Raw genomic sequence first — 20,553 nt, 5'->3', positions numbered from 1 at the left:
TCGACTACCTATTTGTAGGGGCGGTCATCGGCCGCCCACAAGGTTTATTTATATTTACTGCATATCAAAAGGGACACTAAATTTTAGTGTCCCTTTTACCTAACAATCTTTCTTTTGATATTCCTTAATCAGCAATGCACGAACATAACCTCGCGACTTATCTGTCGAATCAATATAAAATCCTCTGCCGTAATAAAAACGAATAAGCGATGTAATCTTTGAGCCTGTATGCAACTGAATTTGAGTTACACCCTTTTTAACCATAATTTTATCAACAAGATTCATTATTGATTTACCGATACCGTTATTTTGACTTGTAACCTTTACCGCAAAACGCGACAAATATGCCGTTTTATCCGGAAATACCTCTACTCTCACACTGCCGACAGGTTCGCCGTCCGACAATGCAAGCAATACAACTTTTGTATCTATATCTTTTTTCACATCATTATACGATTCTTCAAGTGCCGCAAGATTTTCAACGCCTGACATCTGCTGATATTTAACAAATGCCTCACGCGTGATATTCATAATTGCGGGTATATCGTCATAATTAGCCAAACGCACTTGAAATAATGACTGATAATCACTTTCCATTACTATAACCTCCGATTATCCCATCAATGTTGCCATAACTGCCTTTTGAGCGTGAAGTCTGTTTTCAGCCTCGTCAAAAATAACAGATTGAGGTCCGTCTATAACTTCTTCTGTAACTTCAAAACCGCGATATGCAGGCAAGCAGTGCATAAATACAGCGTCATCTGCGGCATTCTTGAACAATTCACCGTTTACTTGATATGGCATAAATATCTTTTGTCTTTCTGCCTTTTCAGCCTCTTGTCCCATTGATACCCATGTATCTGTATAAACTACATCTGCATTTTTAATTGCCTCAACCGGGTCTGTTGTCAAAATCAATTCTTTCCCCGACTTCTTGAAGTCGTCCTTTGCGTTTGCAACCACTTCCGCATCACACTGATAATTTTCAGGTGTTGCGATTGCACAGTCCATACCTGCCTTTGCACAGCCGTACATAAGCGAATGAGCCATATTATTACCGTCACCGATATATGCAAGTTTCAAGCCCTCAAGCTTACCCTTATGCTCATATGTTGTCATAAGGTCTGCAAGCACTTGACATGGGTGAAGCAAGTCTGTAAGTGCGTTGATTACAGGAATATTTGCATATTCTGCAAGGTCCAAAACATCTTGATGTGCGTAAGTACGAATCATAATACCGTCAAGCATTCTTTCCAAAACCTTTGCAGTATCGTAAATTGATTCGCCGCGTCCAAGCTGAATGTCGTTTGACGATAAGAACAACGGATAACCGCCAAGTTGAGTCATACCCACTTCAAATGATACTCTTGTTCTTGTTGATGATTTTGTGAATATCATACCAAGTGTTTTACCCTTTAAAATATGATGTTCAATTCCGCTTTTCTGTTCCTTTTTTAATTTTAAACCAAGCTCCAAAAGTCCTTTTACTTCTTCTGAAGTTAAATCGTGTAAACTGATTAAATCTTTCATTTTATAATTCCTCCAATATACTGCTTAATGTATTAATAAACAAGTCGATGTCTGTTTCTTTTATAATTAACGGCGGTGCAATTCTGATTGTGTTGCCGCCGCAAAGGCTTGTAAGCATTTTATTTTCAAACAACTTATTAAATACAGTCTTAGCTATGCTGTCCTCCAACTGAATACCAATCAAAAGACCTGCATTTCTGACATCTGTAATTTTATCCGAATATTTATTTTGAAGTTCTGTAAGTTTTTCTTTAAAATACTTACCCATCTTACCTGCATTTTCAACAAGATGTTCCTTTTCAAAAATATCAAACACAGCCAATCCTGCCGCCGTTGCGAACGGATTACCGCCGAATGTTGTTCCGTGGTCACCCGGTTCAAATGCAGACGCAACCTTTTTGCCCGCACATACCGCGCCAATCGGAATACCGCCGCCAAGTGCCTTTGCCGAAGTGAAAATATCCGGTTCAACGCCGTACATTTGATGTGCAAAAAGATAACCTGTTCTGCCCATACCGGTCTGTACTTCGTCAAAAATAAGAATAATATCTTTCTCGTCGCATAGCTTTCTAAGCTTTTCAACGTATTCCTTATCCATCGGATGAACTCCGCTTTCACCTTGAATAAGTTCAATCATAATTGCCGCAGTTTTATCAGTAACCGCGTCCTCAATCGCTTTAAAATTATTAGGCTCAACCTGCTTGAAACCCGGTGTCAACGGTCTGTACGGCTTTTGATATTTTTCCTGGCCTGTAGCCGCAACGGTTGCAAGAGTTCTGCCGTGGAATGACTTATCAAGCGTGATTATCTCATACTTATCCAAACCTTTTTTATAATAATAAATCTTTGCAAGTTTGAATGCACCCTCATTGGCCTCTGCACCGCTGTTTGCGAAAAACGCTTTTTCTGCACAAGTATTTTCAACAAGCTTTTGTGCAAGCTTTGCTTGATTTTCTATATAATAAAGACTTGATGTATGCACTACTTTATCAAGTTGATTTTTAAGTGCGTTTATAAAATCTTTGTGTCCGTGACCCAACGCATTTACGGCAATTCCGCCGAGAAAATCGTAATATGTATTACCCTTGTCGTCAAACAGTTTCATTCCCTCGCCCTTTTCAAAGCATACAGGAAGTCTGTCGCCGAAAGTATTCAAATAATATTTTTTATCTAATTGTATAACTTCATCAAGCATTACTAACCCTCCAAAATTTCAAATACGTTTATGATTATACTCCTTTTTGAATAAAAATGCAAGTCTTTTTGACAAAAAAGTTTAAATCATATAAAAACAGTGCATAAATATTCATTGCGTATGAATATTTATGCACTGTACTGAATAATTAATCAGTTTTAATCATATAAATTCATCTATTGCGTCCTCGTAATCGTCAAGAGAATGTGCGCCGACAATCTTCTTAACAGGTTTGCCGTCTATAAATAAAATTACAGTCGGTATTGAAACAATAGCATTTTGAGCGGCAAGCTCGCCTTGATTGTCAACATTAACCTTGCACACCTTAACTTTACCGTTGTATTCCTCTGCAATTTGTGAGATTATAGGCGCAACCATTTTGCAAGGTCCGCACCAAGAAGCCCAAAAGTCAACAAGCACAGGCATATTTGACTTTATAACTTCACCATCATAGTTTTCCTTTGTCAATTCGATTTCCATTTGTATTTCCTCCTCTATGAACTGTGTTATTTATATGACGGGATTGTTGTAAACACTCTGTTTACAGCACCGGATTCATACACGCTCTTTTCGGAAAATCCCGTTTCGGTGTGTGTATATTGCTTTATTGTTGTTCCCGCACCGGTGAAAACATATACATTTATATTTTTCGTACCGTTGTCGGTTTCGGCAACATCGTAATAAACACTTCCGTTACTTACATTTTGGTCAAACAATGTATAATATCCGCCGTTACCGTCCGATACTTCAAGCACCCACTTTTGACTGTCGTCCCAAATAAATTCATCACCGTCTTTTTGTGCGGAAGTGTATAATGTAAGTGCACCGTTATCGGTTGTGTTGCTCGATGATTCAACTGTACTCCACGTTGAATCAACTGCTGACTCATTCGATTTATTTATTATTCTTACATCCTCTTTCGGTTCAGGCACATCTTCCGAAGGCTTACTCTCAGGTTTAGCACTTTCCGAAGGCTCATTGCTCTCTTTCGGCATATCGAGAATATTTTTAGGCAGTGCCGATACGATACTGCTTTGTTTTGCTCTCTGACCTGCCACATATCCGCCACCGACAAGTATAACGGCAGCCAATATACAGCATATCGCTTTAATTACTTTCTTCATCCCTCTTCCTCCTTAACATCAACATATTTTTTATCAATCTTTTCACAAACCGCTCCTGCATTCGTCATATTGATTATTTCCGCAATAACTTTATCGGTCGTATCAATCGGACACGATATGATAAAAGTAACCTCATCTTCGTAAATAGTGTCCTCAAGCAAATATCCTTTAGTCATAATCTCATGTTGCATTTTTCCGAGCAGAGAATAATCAACTTTTACAGAAACTATATCGCAAAGCTTTCTTATAACTATTTTCGACTCAATCAGGCCCTGTTTTGCCGATGCTCCGTAAGTATGTACAAGTCCGCCCGTTCCGAGAAGTGTACCGCCGAAATAACGCGTAACCACCACAACCACATCAACTATCCCGGATTTACGGATTGCGTCAAGAACGGGCATTCCTGCCGTCCCCGACGGTTCGCCGTCATCACTGTAACGAAAAATATTATTTTCGTCAATCACATATGCGTAAACATTATGCGTTGCATCTGAATACTTTGAACGCATTTCATTCAAAAACGCAAGTGCGTCATCTTCATTGTCAACAGGTTTTACATTTGCAATAAATTTTGATTTTTTCTCTATAAGCAGTGACTGCGACTGCTTTTTTACCGTTTTGTATACGTCTTTTTTTGACATTTTACAAAATATACTCCCTTATTTTATCATACATTTGAGCGTCTACCATAAGCTCCATTACAGTGCCGTTTTCGCCGTATTCTTCTGATATTACTTTTTGATTTTCATGAAGTTCATTCACAAGCGAACCTGCACTGTACGGTATGCAAGCCTTAACTTTCTGCTTTTTACCGGGTGCGGTGTCGGCTATCGCTTCAATCAATTTATCAATATTTGTTCTGTGCTTGGCACTTATATATACGCACTTGTCACTCTTTAAATTCGTTATCGGATAATCTTCAAGTCTGTCACACTTATTAAACACCGCCACAACCGGCTTACCGACCGCACCGATATCAGACAAAACTTGTTCCACGACTGTGATTTGATTGTCCATTTCTTCCCCCGACGCATCAATAACGTGTAAAAGCACATCTGCCACAACCGCTTCTTCAAGTGTTGATTTAAAAGCCTCAATAAGATGGTGCGGAAGTTTTCTTATAAAACCAACAGTATCAACAAGTAATATTTTTCTGTTATCGTCAAGTGTTATCGCTCTTGATGTAGGGTCAAGCGTTGCGAAAAGTTTATCTTCCGCAAACACCTGTGCGTCTGTAAGCGTGTTTAAAAGCGTTGATTTGCCTGCATTCGTGTAACCCACAAGTGCCGCAGTTATAACACCGTCTTTCTTGCGTCTGTCCCGAATAAGTCCGCGATGTTTTTTCAGTTCCTTGATTTCTTCTTCAAGTGCCGAAATTCTTCGTCTTATATGACGTCTGTCACTTTCAAGACGCGTTTCACCCGGACCTCTTGTGCCTATTCCCGCCCCTGTACGGCTCATTTCCACACCGAAACCGCGAAGTCGCGGCAAGCGGTATTTAAGCTGTGCAAGTTCAACTTGAAGTTTACCCTCGCCGCTTTTTGCACGCATTGCGAAAATATCAAGTATAAGCATAGAACGGTCAAGCACTTTTATTTCAAGAAAATCACTTATATTTCTCATTTGTACAGGCGAAAGCTCATCATCAAACACAACCATATCGGCATTAAGCGTTTCTATGGCAATTTTGAGTTCATCAAGTTTACCCTCGCCCATATACGTTGCACTTTCCAAATCAGCCTTGTTTTGAATCATTTCACCCACAACAATACCGCCTGCCGTTTTTACCAATTCGCCAAGCTCATGTATTGATTCTTCAGTTGTATCCCAAAGTGCGTCACGCATACCGCGATGTACACCCGCTAAAATTACACGTTCCTGTTTTTGCTCGTTATACTCCATATTTACCTCGCTTTTTGTTTCTATATATTCAGTATAACAAAAAAATCGTTTTTAGTATACCCTTTTGGTGAAAAATTCAAAAAATTTTAATATTATAAATAAAAAATATCGGTATGATTTTTTCCATACCGATATTTTAAGTTATATCGTGTGTTTTATATTTGCCACCCCTCAGTCGGCTACGCCGACAGCTCCCCTCTATGGGAGCCGAAAGTCTCTCCTTGAGGAGAGGTGGCACATAGTGCCGGAGTGGTGGTTTTAATTTTATATTCACTCGGGCGACCAATGATCGCCCCTACGGATTTATTGTATACGCAAACAGACGATTTATGCTTTTTCATATTTGCCACCCCTCAGTCGGCTACGCCGACAGCCCCTCTATGGGAGCCTAACGCCTCTCCTTGAGGAGAGGTGGCACATAGTGCCGGAGTGGTGGCTATCTTTTCACATATTTTTGAATGCAAATTTTAATTGATTCGCTCATAATTTCGGTACACTTTTTAAGTGACATACCAATACTGCCTGCCGCCCAATCCTCAATAACCGAAACATAACCGCCGATAAACAATCTCAAATTCATTTCAAACGATTCTTTATCGCTGATATACGAAGCTTCTGACGCATCACTCATACACTTTTCAATAACTATATCGCGAAGTCTTTTAAGGAACTTATCCGCACCGTCTGTATTCAAGAGCATTTTATACATTTCCTCGTCGTCCTCAATAAATTCACGAACGTGATTCATAATATCATACGGATCTTCAAGAACACTCTTAATTGCGTTTTTATTTATCGAACCGAACAGTTCATTTATAACGTCCGTCTGGATTTTTTCGCGAACATCGTCAGCTGTTTTGAAATGTGCGTAAAATGTACTTCTGTTAAGATCAGCCGTATTGACAATATCGGTAACGGTTATCTTCTTATTCTTTTGCATAAGTTCGACATACGCATGGACAATCGCTTTTTCAGAACGTGTAAAATTCCTATACGTTTTCTTTTTCTTTACTTCTTCCATGTTTTTTTATCCTCCTAAGCACAATGAACACAGCCATCAGCAAAACAGCCGTTCCCCCACAAATCGCAATCGGTACAATCGGCGATATTTTCTTATAAAGCAATACATATTTACAAGGTTTTGCCGTTTCAAAAACCGCATAACTGCCGTCAATCGTACAATCAACCATACTCCATTTACCGTCAATCTGTACTGCAATCTTTGCAGCCTTTTTCTTATCATCACGAATATGTACTTTTATAACATCATAAGCATCTTTACTTAATGTAAATGAGTATGCCTTACCGTTTTTGTAGCCGTCAAAAACGTGGTCAACATCTTCCTCTTTGAGCGACAATGTTGTATTATCCGCAAATACGCTTTCGGCAAGCATTAACGGCGGTTCTTCGCCTGATGAAATAGTCGTTGTCGCCTTGTTGTATTCTGCCAAAAATGTAGTGTGACGTATGATAGGACTTTTCACGTCCTTATCCCACATCGGAACTTCACTGCCGTCAGCGGTAAGCTTCGGTATATCGCTGTCATTTAATACAGTACCGTAATCAACTGTCATTGACTTCAATTCTTTATCTTTATCCTTGAATATAACATTGAAATGAAATCTTGAAAGTTCTGTTGACTTTGACTGCAAAATCGCACCTATACTCTCGGCGTCATTTTGAGCCAAGCTCTTTATTTGCGGAAGGAATTTATCTCCGTCCGCCATATAGAAATTACCGTTATCCAAAAGCGGCATACGGCTCGGGAAACTGCCGTCAGACGTTGTCATATCGTCAGGCTTGACAGCCTCTGCTCTGCCCTCAAGGTTCATTCCGCTTATACCTGAAAGTCCCTCATCAATAAAATAACAACCCGTAACGTCACCGTCAACAAATCCCACTATCGCACCGGCATCATCTTTTTTACCGTCCAATCTCGGAAGCGAATATGACGTATTAATATTTTTAGCCGAGCCGGCAATACCGCCGATATGGTCGTTACCGTCAACATCATTTATCGCAATACAATTATCTATATTTCCGCTTGTATATCCTGCCGTACCACCGCTGTAACTGCCGTCATTTACAGTAATTTCGCCTGTTGTAAGCGAATTTTTTATATCGCCTATATCACTCTTACCGCAAATACCGCCCGCATATTTCGATTCTGCGGTTACATTACCGAAACTTATACAAGAATCAATTACAGCTTTCAAAACAGAATCGGAATTTACTTTAGTGCCGTCAGGCAAAGTAAAGTTTTCGCCGGAACGAACTATCGACTCAAAGCCGACACATCCGACTACACCGCCTGTCGATTCGGTTCCGTCTACGGTACCGTTATTTATACAATATTTCACAAGTGCCGTATCGGCATTTTCATCACCGATAAGTCTTGGCAATGAAATATCCGTACTTTTCAAATCACTTATTGCAGTTTTTTCATCATCTGTTTCCGCCGCTTTAGCCGTTGTGAACAACATATCCTTTAGCATACCGACAACAGACGGTTCAACGTCATAACTGCTGTCAAGCTCACCGTCAGGTGTTACGTTGTAGCCCGGATCAATATCGTCCTCAGATTTTACACTTTCCGAAGAAGTATCATTATTGCTGTCGCTTCCACCGCTGTTACCTCCGCTACTGTCACTACCGCCATTGCTTGGCGTTGCCGTAGGTCTTATCATAGGACCTAATGTAGGCAACGGCTTTAATGTAGGAAGTGTTGAACCCAACTTATCAAGTACGTCTTTAAATGATTTAATTGTATCTTTTAAGCCTTTCAATTCCTTGCTCATATTCAAAACAAGGTTGTCAAGATCCTCCATTGTATCACTGACCGAATCACCGACATCACCCGATACATATTTAAGCTGTCTTAAAAGTTTCTTCAATTCTTCATTTGTATCGTCAAGATTATCAATTACATCATCAATATCTTTTTCCATCTTGTCAAGACGATTTGAAAGTTTGTCTTTTGAATCGTCAACATCATCTTTGCCCTTATCAAGCGAATCGTTCAAATTGTCGATAAGGTCTGACAATTCATCACCCTTGCCGTCAAATTCGTCAAGGAAATCATCAAGCGATTCAAGAGAAGTATTAAGCGAATTACTTACATCTCTGATTGACTGCTTTGATTCGTCTGTAAACGAAGATATATCTCCTCTTGCTTGGTCAAGCGTATCTTTCAGCGAACCTGTCACATTACTGTCAGACGCCGAATTTACCGCATTTGTTATACTGTCCATCATATTGACGGCTGAATCCGTAAGAACGTCAAGCCTTGAACGTGTATTATTTTTTGCGTCACCCAAGCCTAAAAGCGACATAAGTCCCGACACATCATTTGAACCTGTCAACAGTTTCAAACCGTATTCAATCAACTTTGTTCTTGCACTTGAAACATCGTTTTGGAATGTATCTATATCTTTTTCTATTGCCGCTTTTGCACTCTGATAAGACAAGTCAATATCTGTATACGGTTCAAATCGACCGACTACACCGCCGACACTTCTTCTTCCCTGAACAGCGGCATTATTGATACATTCTCTTACTTCACCGCTTTGTGTACCGACTATACCGCCGATATTGTCGCCGAAGCTTTCGCCGCCGACAGCGCCGTTATTTGTACAAATAACAACCGCACCCTCGTTATTACCGCAGATACCGCCGGCGTTTACCGTATTTTCGTTTGCATCCGGGCATACCTTTCCGTCATTTCGACTTAGCTTTATTCTGCCCTCATTGTAACCGACTATACCGCCTGTTTCACTGTCACCAACAACTGTAGCCGAATTTGCGGAAGAATCAACAACACCGGTCATTGCATTGTAGCCGACAAGTCCTCCGACCTGTTTCTGACCTTTGATATTTCCGCCGTATGAACAGTTTACGATTTTACCCTCGTTATAGCCGACAAGTCCGCCTGCACCTTTTGAGCCTTTATCAAAATTTTGAGTATTTATATCAGTCTTACTCAAAATCGAGGTGGCTTTTTGTCTAAAAACCGATTCCGTATCGGTTCCGACTGTAACCTTTATATCTCCTGTTACGTTCAAATCTCTGATCTGACCTTCTTTTGTCACTGAACAGAAAAGTCCTTTATTTGAACCCTCAAATGAAAGCTTGACATTCTTTATACTGTGACCGCCTCCCTCGAAAGTTCCGCAGAATACCTCCGCACTTTTTATTTCCACACCGTTTAAATCAATATCATTTTGTAATACGAACTTCTTATTTTTTGAATACTCGTCATATACGCACTTTTCAAAAAATTCTTTAAGGTCGTTCACTGTCGATATTGCAACAGTGTCGTCTGCCTGTACAATGCACATAGGTAATATGTTTAGCATTATAACAAGTGCAGTCAGAAAAGATATGATTTTATTGTTCTTCTTCGTTGTTCTCATTATCCTCATCCTCCTGCTTTTCATCTATTTTTATATTATCTTCCTTACTCTCTGTAAGCAACAAATCCTGTTGATTTCCAAGTTCGACTTTCGCGTCTATATCACCCTTTACCAAGCCGTAGAATACACCGTCCATAAAGCCTGAAACGTGACCTCTGACACGACCGTTGACGAACATAATTCCGGACATTTCTCTCTTCGCCGCTTTGTCGTCATCTGTTGCCTTTTTACCGAATGCGGTCTTTTCAATAAACTTATCGCACAACAGTACAATTTGCGGAAGTACCATCATTACTATAACTATTGATATTAACGTTCCGCGTCCAAGTGCCGTACCGAGTGCCGATATAATAGCATTTGTCGAAATCATACCTATTAAAAATCCCGCAAGTGTAAGGATTGAACCTGATGTAAGAATTGTCGGGAACGATTGGTTAAGTGCGGTTGACGCCGCCTGTTTATTATCCATTGTTTCCTTTAATTCAAGGTATCTGTTCGTAAATACGATAGCATAGTCAATCGTAGCACCCATCTGAATTGAACTTACAACCAAGTATGCAAGGAAGTACAATCTCTGCCCTGTAAGGAACGGAATTGAGAAGTTAATCCACACACTTCCCTGTATCGCAAGTACCAAAAGCACCGGAACACCTGCCGAACGGAATGTGAACATCAATATCAAAAGCAATGCCAAGATTGTTATAAGATTAATCTTATTATTGTCTCCGCCGAACGAATCACCCAAGTCACGGCTGTTTACGCTGTCGCTGACAAGCAAACATTCGTCATAATACTTTTCAACGTCACTTCTGACGTCTTTAAGCATTTGATATGCCTCGTCACTTTCAATGTCACATTTATATGTAAAGATTATTCTTGAATAATTATCGCTTTCAAGCTGGTCTTTCGCGTCTGTCAGCTTGTCGTAAAGGTCGTTAATATCATTCGTTTGATCTTCGTCAAGATTGATTACACCCAAATCCATCTTCTCGTGTACATACATAAACAAGTCGATTATAGGCACTTCGTAATCATTTACATCACCGAATATTGCACTGTATTCATCGTGTTCCGCGCCGTATGCCTGGAACAAAAGGCAACACAAATCATAATCAATATTCATAAGCTTTGAAGTTTCTCTTGCGTTGATTTTTTCGGTAAGTATGTGGTCGTCGTCAAGCTCCGTATTTGCAAGCCCCAAAGCCGAATTTATGCTCGGATTTTCCTCGACAAGCGATATAACTTTCGCCTCTCTGTCATAGTCACCGGACGGAACAATTACAGCAAGCTGATGGTCCGTACCGAAAATTTCGTCAACCTTTCGTTTTGCGATTGAGTTTTCGGTCGGCTTTTTAAGCTGTTCGGCTGTGGCGTCAAAAGCATAGTTACTCATTGACGAAAGCACCGCACCGACTGCTATAATCGCAATAAATATGTAAGGTACAATGTTCTTTAATTTAATAACAACCTTACACCATTTCTCGATACTCGGCACAAAAGAACGGTGAGTTGTTTTATCAATCTTATCCGAAAATGCCAAAAGCAAGCCGGGCATAATAAAGAACACCGTAACAAGACTGCATATGATACCTTTACAAAGTACCAAACCCATATCCATACCGATTCTAAGCTGCATTACCATAAGTGCGGCAAGACCTGCAAGTGTTGTAAGACTTGATGAACTGATTTCAAGGATAGCCTTTGAAAGTGCGGTTACTATCGCGTCATACGCATTCTTTGTCTGCTTTTCCTCCGCAAATCTGTGCGAAAGGATAATCGCATAGTCAATCGCCAGAGCCAACTGCAACACCACCGCAACCGACTTTGTAATAAACGAAATTTCACCGAGCAGATAGTTCGTACCCATATTCAAAAGTGCCGCCACGCCGAATACTATAAGGAATATCGGCACTTCCATAAAGCTCTGTGACGTGAACAGCAAAACCGCTATAATTATCACAAGTGCTATACCCAAAATAACGGTCATTTCTTTTTCAAGCTGTTTAGAACTGTCGTCTATACTGTCGGAATAAGCATAGAAGTCATATCCGTCAAGCTGTGCTTTCAAATCATTGACAATTTCAAGTTCCCTGTCCAAATCGTCACGCACGCTAAGCGTAACCGTAAACAATGCCGCAGAATCTTTATAGTGGTCGTCGTCATTTTCAAACTCAACCTCTTTTACTCCGTCAACCTTTTCGAGTTTATCTTTCAGCTTTTCCGCTGTTTCGGTCGTTATGGTCGTAACCATTATTTTTTCCGTATCGTATGTAATAAACTCATCGTCCATTAAAGTAAGTCCGCGTCTTGTTTCCGTTTCTTCGGGAAGATATGAACTTATGTCGTTGTTTACCTGCACTTTCGGTATTGATATTACGCACAATACAAGTGCAAGTGCAAATATTAAATAGAATGCACGTCTTTTATCAACAATAAAAGTTGCTATTTTTACCATTAAATTATTGTCTTTTCGACTATCATTTTTCACATCATTTTTCTTCATATATTTACATCTCCGAAAACATTAATCTCATCAATACATATTATAAATTCCGTCACTTTGTACGTCAACAGTCAATTTTCATATCGGTGTTTATTTTCCGACACTTACAAATAACTTTGTGTCTATTTCTACAAATTTTGTCACTTTGCCCAAAACAAATTAATTCAAAACCATGTTTTTGTATAAAAGAAAAAGGACGTTTTATCGTCCCATTCTTACTTTATGTCTGTTACACATTTTCCGTCTATAAACGTCATAACACATTCAGACTCAAATCTTGTCGGCAAATCGGTAAACACTGCAATATCGGCATCTTTACCGACTTCAAGCGTACCTACTCTGTCGTCAATCCAACAGTTTTTTGCCGCTGTGGAGGTTATCGCTTTCAGTGCTTTTTCTTCGTCCATACCGTGCTTAACCGCCATAACCGCACAAAGCGACAGATTTTCAATCGTAATTTCGGGGTGGTCTGTTATTATCGCAACGTCAATACCTCTGTCCGAAAGATTTTTATATGTATCAAAGGTTAAGTTTTTAAGCTCCGGTTTACTTCTGTCCGAAAGTGTCGGACCAAGCATTACAGGTAATTTTTCACGTTCCAAAATCGGTGCTATTCTGTCACCGTCCGAGCAATGCTCAAGCGTAACGCAAATATCAAATTCTTTGCCCAATCTGATTGCACTGCAAATATCGTCTGCCCTGTGTGCGTGAATTTTAACAGGTATCTGTTTTTTGAGTACAGGTATCATTGCGTCAAGCTTTATGTCGAATTCAGGCTTGTCGTGTTCTTCGCTGTTTTCATTATATGCGTCAAGCTGATTCATATAATCTCTTGATTTTATAAGCAATTCGCGTATCAATGCCATTGTTCCCATACGCGTAACAGGTGCCTCGTCCTTTTCATTGTACACGCATTTTGGGTTTTCACCAAGTGCAAATTTCATTGCAACAGGTGTTTTAATAATCATATCATCTACGCATATTCCGTACGTCTTAACCGCCGCAAACTGTCCGCCCACAGGGTTTGCACTGCCGGGTCCTGTTACAACGGTTGTAACACCTGCGTTATATGCGTCTTTAAACCCACGGTCAAACGGATTTATTCCGTCAATCGCACGAAGGTGCGGCATTATCGGGTCGCTGTCCTCGTTACCGTCATCACCCTCAAATCCAAGCGAATCTTCAAACATTCCGACATGACAATGTGCGTCAATCAGTCCGGGCATAACGATTTTACCCTCTGCGTCAATAATCTTATCCGCCTCAAATGCTTTATCTTCACCTACATACTGTATTTTTTCATCAAACAATATACAGCCGTTCTTGTACTTTTCGCCTGTCATTGTTACTATTTCGGCATTTTTTATAAGTGTCTTCATAGTTTTATCCTTTTACCTTTTATATGCTTTTAATTCCAAGTTCATTCACATAATTAACCGCACTTGTCGCGGCGATTGCACCGTCTGCCGCCGCTGTTATAACCTGTCTTAACGGTGATACTCTTACGTCACCTGCCGCAAATATACCTGTTATGTTAGTCGCAAGGTACATATCCGTCTTGACAAATCCGTGCTGACAACATTCAACCCCGCAATCTTTTGCAAGATCGGACGACGGCTTTACACCTATTGCGACGATAGCGCCCGATACGTTCAAAATACTCTTTTCGCCTGTTACCGTGTTTCTAATATCAACACCCTCAAGCATATTTGAGCCTACGAATTTATCAACTACGGTATCTGTAAGCACGGTTATTTTGCCGTTTCTTTTTACGTTTTCAACCATTGTAGCCGCCGCTCTGAACTTCTTGCTTCTGTTTAGGACATAGACTTTACGGCAAAATCCCGCAAGATACAATGCGTCCTCCATAGCCGTATTTCCGCCGCCTACAACGCACACGTCCTTATCCTTAAAAAACGCACCGTCACAAGTCGCACAATACGAAACACCTGCACCGGCAAACTGTTCTTCACCGTCCGCACCGAGCGTTTTTGGTACTGCACCTGTTGCAAAAATTATTGACTTTACCATATAAGTATTTCTTCTTGTGTGAATAACCTTTATGCCGTATTCGGCATTTTCGATTGACTTAACATTTTCCGAAACAAATGTTGCGCCAAATTTTCTTGCGTGTTCTTCGATTGCTTTTGAAAGTTCTTCACCTGTCGGATTGTTTGCAAATCCCGGATAATTGTCTATTTCATATGTTTTTATTGCTTGACCGCCGTATGCGATTTTTTCGATTACAAGCGTTTTCATACCGCCTCTTGCGGCATATATGGCAGCTGACATTCCGGCAGGACCTCCGCCGATTATTGCAACATCATATATCATTATTTATCGTCCTCTTTCTCTTTTTCATTTACATATGCTTCAATAATATATCTTGGACGGCGTTTAACTTCTTTATACAATTTACCGATATACTCGCCTATAAGTCCGACAGACAAAAGCTGTACACCGCCTATAAACCATATCGAAACCATAAGTGACGCCCAGCCTGCACCTGTGTGACCTATAATTTTCTGCACAAGTGCGTATATCGCCATAATGAACGCAAACACGCACACAATCGCACCGAATGCCGAAATCATTCTGATTGGGCTTATGCTGAATGAAGTTATACCGTCAAACGCAAATGAAAGCATTTTCTTTAACGGATATTTTGACTCGCCCGCAAAGCGTTCGTTTCTGTCGTAATACACATTCGTTGAGCGATAGCCGACAAGCGGAACCATTCCTCTTAGGAACAGATTTCTCTCAGGGAATTGTGCCAATCCGTCAAGCGCACGTTTGCTCATCAATCTGTAATCCGCGTGATTGAATACAATATTAACGCCCATAAACTGCATTAATTTATAAAATCCTACCGCCGTTGTGCGTTTAAAGAATGTATCGGTATCACGTTTGTTTCTTACACCGTAAACAACGTCATATCCGTCAATGAAGTTTCTCACCATATCAGGTATTACGTGTATATCGTCCTGCAAGTCCGCATCAATGGATATTGCACAGTCGCAGTCATCTTTAACTGTCATAAGACCGCCGAAAAGTGCATTTTGATGTCCAGCATTCTTGGCAAGCTTTATTCCCGATATTTCTGTATGAGCCTTAGTCAGTTCATCTATTATGCTCCATGTTTTATCTTTAGAACCGTCATCTACAAAAACGATTCTGCTGTTGTCATTTATAAGTCCGTCATTTTTCATTTCACCGAATAATTCAAGCATTTGCTTGGATGTTTCGTGCAAAACAGCTTCTTCATTATAGCACGGTACCACTACATACAAATTGACACTCTTACTCATCGCTATATCTCCTTTGTAAATTACAATAATATATATACGCCTTTATTATATAACATTTTCTTTGTATAAACAAGTATATTTTATTAAGTTTACTTTACATTATGAATTTCCTACTACAAAAATTATTTTGCATATGATATACTTTATGCGATATATCTTAAATATAAAGGAGGTCTTGGCAATATGTATAAAACTACTTTTGCAGAACTAAAAACAAGAGCTAAAGACGTTTTAAAGTCAAACTACTGGTATTCATTCGGAGTATGTATATTGGTTTCACTTATCACATCACTCGGAACTTCGGTTGCTACAGTGACTAATATGGTTAATTCGGACGCCGGTTCGGCAGGTACATCAATATCAGCCGTACTTCAAATATTAATCACTCTTTTTGTCACATTCCCTCTAAGCGTGGGATCGTGCAGATTTTTTATAAAGGCAACTGTCAACGCACCTAATGTATACGATTTGTTTTTCCCTTATAAAAACAATCTCGGCAACGTAATCGGTATTAATGTGTTTGTTGCGATTTATACATTTTTGTGGTCGCTGTTGTTCATCATACCGGGAATTATCAAATCATTCCAATACTCAATGATTCCTTATATTCTTGCCGAAAATCCGGCTATGGACAGACGCAGAGCATTTGAAGTTACAAAATCGCTTACCGACGGAAACAAAGGCAGAATATTTTTATTCTCACTTTCGTTTATCGGTTGGATAATTCTAAGCTGTATTACATTCGGTATAGGATTTTTGTTCCTTGAGCCGTATATATCGGCATCATTTACTCAGCTTTACTTTGATTTAAAAGCTGAGGCAATCGCAAAAGGCACTGTAACGCCTGAAGAATTTACTTATAATATTTAGGACTTGATAATATGGAAAATATAGAACGAATGAAACCTTCTCAAACGTATGAAGTAATGGATTTATGGCTGCGAACAACAATTCATTCAAATTCATTTGTTGAAGAAAACTTTTGGGAAACACATTACGATTTTGTAAAAGAAAAATACATAAACGGCAAAGAAAATTTTGTTTACATCATTGACGGCAAGATTGTCGCTTTTACCGGTGTGACGGAGGATAACAGAATAACTGGGCTTTTCGTCGATCCAGAATATCAAAACAAAGGTATCGGAACGGCACTTATAAATTTCCTGAAATCGGAGTACAATATGCTCCACATACCTATTTACGCAAGAAACAGAAAGGCTCTTGCATTCGCAACCCGTACCGGCTTTATCATTGACGGTGCACTTCGCCACGAACATAACGGAGAAGTGATGTACACTATGCTGTGGAATATGTAAGAAAAATCGACTCAAAGTCAAAAAGTCTAAATCAATTTGCACTGTATCGGCAAAATTATCCGTTACAGTGTATTTTTTTATGTTGAGATATTGCAAATCGTAAAGGTTTGTGATAAAATTATATACAGTAAAATATTTTAGGAGGTTTTTTTCCAATGTTAAAAGAAGATGTGCTTAAAAAGCTAACTGACTGCGGTCTTGTTGCAGTTGTAAGAGCTAACAATGCTGAAGAAGCAATTAAAATTTCAGACGCTTGCCTTGCAGGCGGTTGTACAGGTATCGAACTTACATTTACAGTTCCGGGTGCCGACAAGGTTATTGCTGCTTTGGCTGAAAAATATTCAAACGGCGAAATGATGCTTGGTGCAGGTACTGTTCTTGATCCTGAAACAGCAAGAATGGCTATCTTGGCAGGTGCAAACTTTATCGTAAGCCCTGCTTTCAATGCAGAAACAGCTAAGCTTTGTAACCGTTACAGAGTACCTTATATGCCTGGTTGTGCTACAATTACAGAAGTTATCACAGCTATGGAGGCAGGTGCTGACATCGTTAAGATATTCCCTGCAGATCTATACGGTCCTAAGATTATAAAGGATATTAAGGGTCCTCTTCCTCAGGCTCAAATGATGCCTACAGGCGGCGTTGACAAGGATAACGTTGCTGATTGGATTAAGGCAGGCGTTGTTGCAGTAGGTGCAGGTTCATCACTTACAAAGGGTGCTAAGACAGGCGACTACAACGCAATTACCGAAACAGCTAAAGAATTTATTGCAAATATCAAGGCTGCAAGAGCAGAACTTAACAAGTAATTTATAATTAAAGGAGATTTATATAATGGCAAAAGTTGTTACAATGGGTGAAATCATGCTTAGACTTTCAACCCCTGGAAATCAAAAATATATTCAAGCTACACAGTTTGACATAAACTACGGCGGCGGCGAAGCAAACGTTGCAGTTTCACTTGCAAACTACGGTCACGACGCTGAATTTGTTACAAAAGTTCCTGAAAACCCAATCGGCGCTTGCGCAGTTGCGGCACTAAGAAAATACGGTGTTGAAACAAAGCACATTGCTAAGGGCGGCGACAGACTTGGTATCTACTTCCTTGAAACAGGTGCGTCAATGAGACCTTCAAACGTTACATATGACAGAGCTAACTCATCAATCGCAACAGCAAGCATTTCTGATTTCGATTTTGACGAAATCTTTGAAGGTGCTGACTGGTTCCACTTCACAGGTATTACACCTGCTGTTTCAGACGCTGCCGCTGAACTTACAGAGGCTGCTTGTAAAGCTGCTAAGGCTCACGGTGTAACAGTTTCTTGTGACCTTAACTTCAGAAAGAAGCTTTGGACAAGCGAAAAGGCTCAAAAGGTTATGTCAAACCTTATGCAATATGTTGATGTTTGTATCGGTAACGAAGAAGATGCAGATAAAGTTCTTGGTTTCAAGCCTGAAAACACAGACGTAACAAGCGGTGAACTTAACCTTGCAGGTTACGAAAGCATTTTCAAGCAGATGGTTGCTAAGTTCGGATTTAAGTATGTTATTTCATCACTTAGAGTTTCTAAGTCAGCTTCTGATAACGGTTGGTCAGCTTGCATTTACTCAAGTGAAGATGATGAATTCTATCATTCAAGAGAATACAGAATTCGTCCAATCGTTGACCGTGTAGGCGGCGGCGATAGCTTTGCCGGCGGTACAATCTGCGGTTTTGTTGACGGTAAGAACTTCAAGGACGCTCTTGAATTCGGTGTTGCGGCATCAGCTCTTAAGCACACAATCCCTGGTGACTTTAACCTTGTTACAAGAGAAGAAGTTGAAACTCTTGCAGGCGGCGACGGCTCAGGTCGTGTACAAAGATAAGTTTTTAAGTATACAAAAAACGGCATTCGATAATGCCGTTTTTTTGTGCGCTCATTTACATTTGTATTTCGTTTTGTATACTTTGTGGAATTTTGTATTTCTTTGTTATATAATATCACTGTCGGATCATTCCGATATAGGTAAGACCTCTTAACGGTGTTTTCACCGGCGGTTATACTCTCTTTTATATTCACAGGCTGTTATGCTGAGTTTATGAAAGGAGGAATGCTTATGAAAAGTAAGCATATTGCTACATATGGCGAAGAAATTGCTCACAGCAATTTTAGAAATTATCATATTTTTGATAATTTTCTCTATAAAAGCACAATAACCGCCCTCCTACCAAGATTGCGGTTATTGTAATAACTAATTTCAGGGTATAACCGTTTGAGGTCTTACCTTTTTTCTATATTTATTATATATCTATTCATTCATTTTGTCAACACTGCAAACAACTTTATATCAAGCTGATTTGTTCGCCACCATATTTATCTTCATACTTATTCAAATACTCAAAGCATTCATTCACATCACACATAATACCGTTTTTAATACATTCGCTTTTATAAATCATATTAAGTTGTCTGCTGTTCGGAGATGAAAGCTGATAGCTGTTTCCGTACATTCTGATATATTTTTCTTTCAGTCCCGGAAAATGTTCATCGAGTTTTTTATAGAAATACTCTCTATTACCGTCACGCAACGTAACACCCATATCAAAATTAATAATCCCCTTCACTTTTGCTCTGACACAATAATCAAGTATTCCCCTAATATTTTCTTCGGTATCATTTATAAAAGGCAATATCGGGCAAAGCCACACAACAGTCGGTATACCGTTATCATGCAATATTTCAAGTGCACGAAATCTCTCATATGTAGTTTCAACATTCGGCTCAACAATGCGGCACAAATCCTCATCATATGTGGTAAGCGTCATCTGTACGACACATTTTGATTTTTCATTTATCTTCTTTAACAAATCAAGATCACGAAGAACTTTTGTCGATTTAGTAATCATTGTCACACCGAAACCATACCTTTCAATCACTTCAAGACACTTTCGCATATTACCGAGTTTTTCTTCTATTGGCATATACGGATCAGACATTGCACCTGTTCCAATCATACACTTGTTTCTCTTTCTTCTGAGTGTATTTTCCAACAATCCCACCGCATTAGCCTTAACTTCAATATCTTCAAATTTATGATTCATCTGATAACACAAACTTCTTGAATCACAATAAATACACCCATGCAAACAACCTCTGTATATATTCATTCCGTTTTTCGCCGATAAAATCCCTTTAACATTTACTTCGTGCATACATTCCACTCCTTAGCATTATTATATCACTTTTAATATTTCCGCACAAGAAAAAAAGTCGGTTACCCGA

19 protein-coding genes are annotated in these 20,553 nt (G+C 39.5%); 5 read left to right on the top strand and 14 right to left on the bottom strand.

What is annotated here, in order from left to right; translation table 11 throughout:
- Window positions 1–99: 99 nt before the first annotated feature.
- The 13 genes from ACSAMO_RS10580 to ACSAMO_RS10520 all read right to left on the bottom strand — a co-directional run bounded on the left by ACSAMO_RS10580 (window position 100) and on the right by ACSAMO_RS10520 (window position 15,974).
- A complete protein-coding gene (locus tag ACSAMO_RS10580) occupies window positions 100–597 on the bottom strand; it encodes a GNAT family N-acetyltransferase (RefSeq protein ID WP_117968607.1) in 498 nt (165 codons plus the stop codon).
- Between the two features lie 15 nt (window positions 598–612).
- A complete protein-coding gene (gene argF, locus ACSAMO_RS10575) occupies window positions 613–1,530 on the bottom strand; it encodes an ornithine carbamoyltransferase (protein WP_117968608.1) in 918 nt (305 codons plus the stop codon).
- Window position 1,531: 1 nt separating this feature from the next.
- Window positions 1,532–2,725, bottom strand: a complete 1,194-nt coding sequence (locus ACSAMO_RS10570; RefSeq protein ID WP_118446574.1) for an aspartate aminotransferase family protein — start codon at window positions 2,723–2,725, stop codon at window positions 1,532–1,534.
- Window positions 2,726–2,887: 162 nt separating this feature from the next.
- Window positions 2,888–3,205 (bottom strand): thioredoxin, encoded by a 318-nt coding sequence (gene trxA / locus ACSAMO_RS10565; protein WP_412275152.1) that lies wholly within the window; start codon window positions 3,203–3,205, stop codon window positions 2,888–2,890.
- Window positions 3,206–3,231: 26 nt separating this feature from the next.
- A complete protein-coding gene (locus ACSAMO_RS10560; RefSeq protein WP_412275150.1) occupies window positions 3,232–3,849 on the bottom strand; it encodes a hypothetical protein in 618 nt (205 codons plus the stop codon).
- A complete protein-coding gene (locus tag ACSAMO_RS10555) occupies window positions 3,846–4,490 on the bottom strand; it encodes a YigZ family protein (RefSeq protein WP_499209287.1) in 645 nt (214 codons plus the stop codon). The genes ACSAMO_RS10560 and ACSAMO_RS10555 overlap by 4 nt, the downstream gene beginning before the upstream one ends.
- A 1-nt stretch (window position 4,491) precedes the next feature.
- Window positions 4,492–5,751 carry a GTPase HflX gene (hflX, locus tag ACSAMO_RS10550; protein WP_117968613.1) on the bottom strand — a complete coding sequence of 420 codons (1,260 nt, stop codon included), beginning with the start codon at window positions 5,749–5,751 and terminating at the stop codon, window positions 4,492–4,494.
- Window positions 5,752–6,187: 436 nt separating this feature from the next.
- Window positions 6,188–6,772, bottom strand: coding sequence for a TetR/AcrR family transcriptional regulator (locus ACSAMO_RS10545; protein WP_147514227.1), 585 nt, complete (start codon window positions 6,770–6,772; stop codon window positions 6,188–6,190).
- Window positions 6,741–10,163 carry a hypothetical protein gene (locus tag ACSAMO_RS10540; RefSeq protein ID WP_499209286.1) on the bottom strand — a complete coding sequence of 1,141 codons (3,423 nt, stop codon included), beginning with the start codon at window positions 10,161–10,163 and terminating at the stop codon, window positions 6,741–6,743. Before ACSAMO_RS10540 ends, ACSAMO_RS10545 begins: the two co-directional genes overlap by 32 nt.
- Window positions 10,138–12,666: an efflux RND transporter permease subunit gene (locus ACSAMO_RS10535; RefSeq protein ID WP_499209285.1), complete on the bottom strand. Its 2,529-nt coding sequence runs from the start codon at window positions 12,664–12,666 to the stop codon at window positions 10,138–10,140. Before ACSAMO_RS10535 ends, ACSAMO_RS10540 begins: the two co-directional genes overlap by 26 nt.
- A 215-nt stretch (window positions 12,667–12,881) precedes the next feature.
- Entirely contained in the window at window positions 12,882–14,045 is a 1,164-nt protein-coding gene (locus ACSAMO_RS10530; protein WP_337869249.1) for an amidohydrolase, read from the bottom strand.
- 19 nt (window positions 14,046–14,064) lie between these two features.
- Window positions 14,065–15,000, bottom strand: a complete 936-nt coding sequence (trxB, locus tag ACSAMO_RS10525) for a thioredoxin-disulfide reductase (RefSeq protein ID WP_412332230.1) — start codon at window positions 14,998–15,000, stop codon at window positions 14,065–14,067.
- Window positions 15,000–15,974 carry a glycosyltransferase family 2 protein gene (locus ACSAMO_RS10520; protein ID WP_308456350.1) on the bottom strand — a complete coding sequence of 325 codons (975 nt, stop codon included), beginning with the start codon at window positions 15,972–15,974 and terminating at the stop codon, window positions 15,000–15,002. Before ACSAMO_RS10520 ends, trxB begins: the two co-directional genes overlap by 1 nt.
- A 183-nt stretch (window positions 15,975–16,157) precedes the next feature.
- Between ACSAMO_RS10520 and ACSAMO_RS10515 the strand changes: the two genes are divergently transcribed.
- From ACSAMO_RS10515 to ACSAMO_RS10495, 5 genes are all read left to right on the top strand, one after another.
- Window positions 16,158–16,844 carry a DUF975 family protein gene (locus tag ACSAMO_RS10515; RefSeq protein WP_412332228.1) on the top strand — a complete coding sequence of 229 codons (687 nt, stop codon included), beginning with the start codon at window positions 16,158–16,160 and terminating at the stop codon, window positions 16,842–16,844.
- Between the two features lie 11 nt (window positions 16,845–16,855).
- Window positions 16,856–17,290 (top strand): GNAT family N-acetyltransferase, encoded by a 435-nt coding sequence (locus ACSAMO_RS10510; protein WP_022228996.1) that lies wholly within the window; start codon window positions 16,856–16,858, stop codon window positions 17,288–17,290.
- 155 nt (window positions 17,291–17,445) lie between these two features.
- Window positions 17,446–18,099, top strand: a complete 654-nt coding sequence (locus ACSAMO_RS10505; protein WP_022228995.1) for a bifunctional 4-hydroxy-2-oxoglutarate aldolase/2-dehydro-3-deoxy-phosphogluconate aldolase — start codon at window positions 17,446–17,448, stop codon at window positions 18,097–18,099.
- 25 nt (window positions 18,100–18,124) lie between these two features.
- A complete protein-coding gene (locus ACSAMO_RS10500) occupies window positions 18,125–19,156 on the top strand; it encodes a sugar kinase (RefSeq protein WP_022228994.1) in 1,032 nt (343 codons plus the stop codon).
- Window positions 19,157–19,387: 231 nt separating this feature from the next.
- Window positions 19,388–19,519, top strand: coding sequence for a hypothetical protein (locus ACSAMO_RS10495; protein WP_308456349.1), 132 nt, complete (start codon window positions 19,388–19,390; stop codon window positions 19,517–19,519).
- A 94-nt stretch (window positions 19,520–19,613) separates the two neighbouring features.
- Here the strand turns inward: ACSAMO_RS10495 and ACSAMO_RS10490 are convergent, their stop codons facing one another.
- Window positions 19,614–20,483 (bottom strand): SPL family radical SAM protein, encoded by an 870-nt coding sequence (locus ACSAMO_RS10490; RefSeq protein ID WP_499209284.1) that lies wholly within the window; start codon window positions 20,481–20,483, stop codon window positions 19,614–19,616.
- Window positions 20,484–20,553 lie beyond the last annotated feature (70 nt).

The organism is Ructibacterium sp. SJQ-7 (assembly GCF_054696575.1).
The sequence above is the reverse complement of the archived record's forward strand: the minus strand, read 5'-3'. Positions and strand labels throughout refer to the sequence as shown.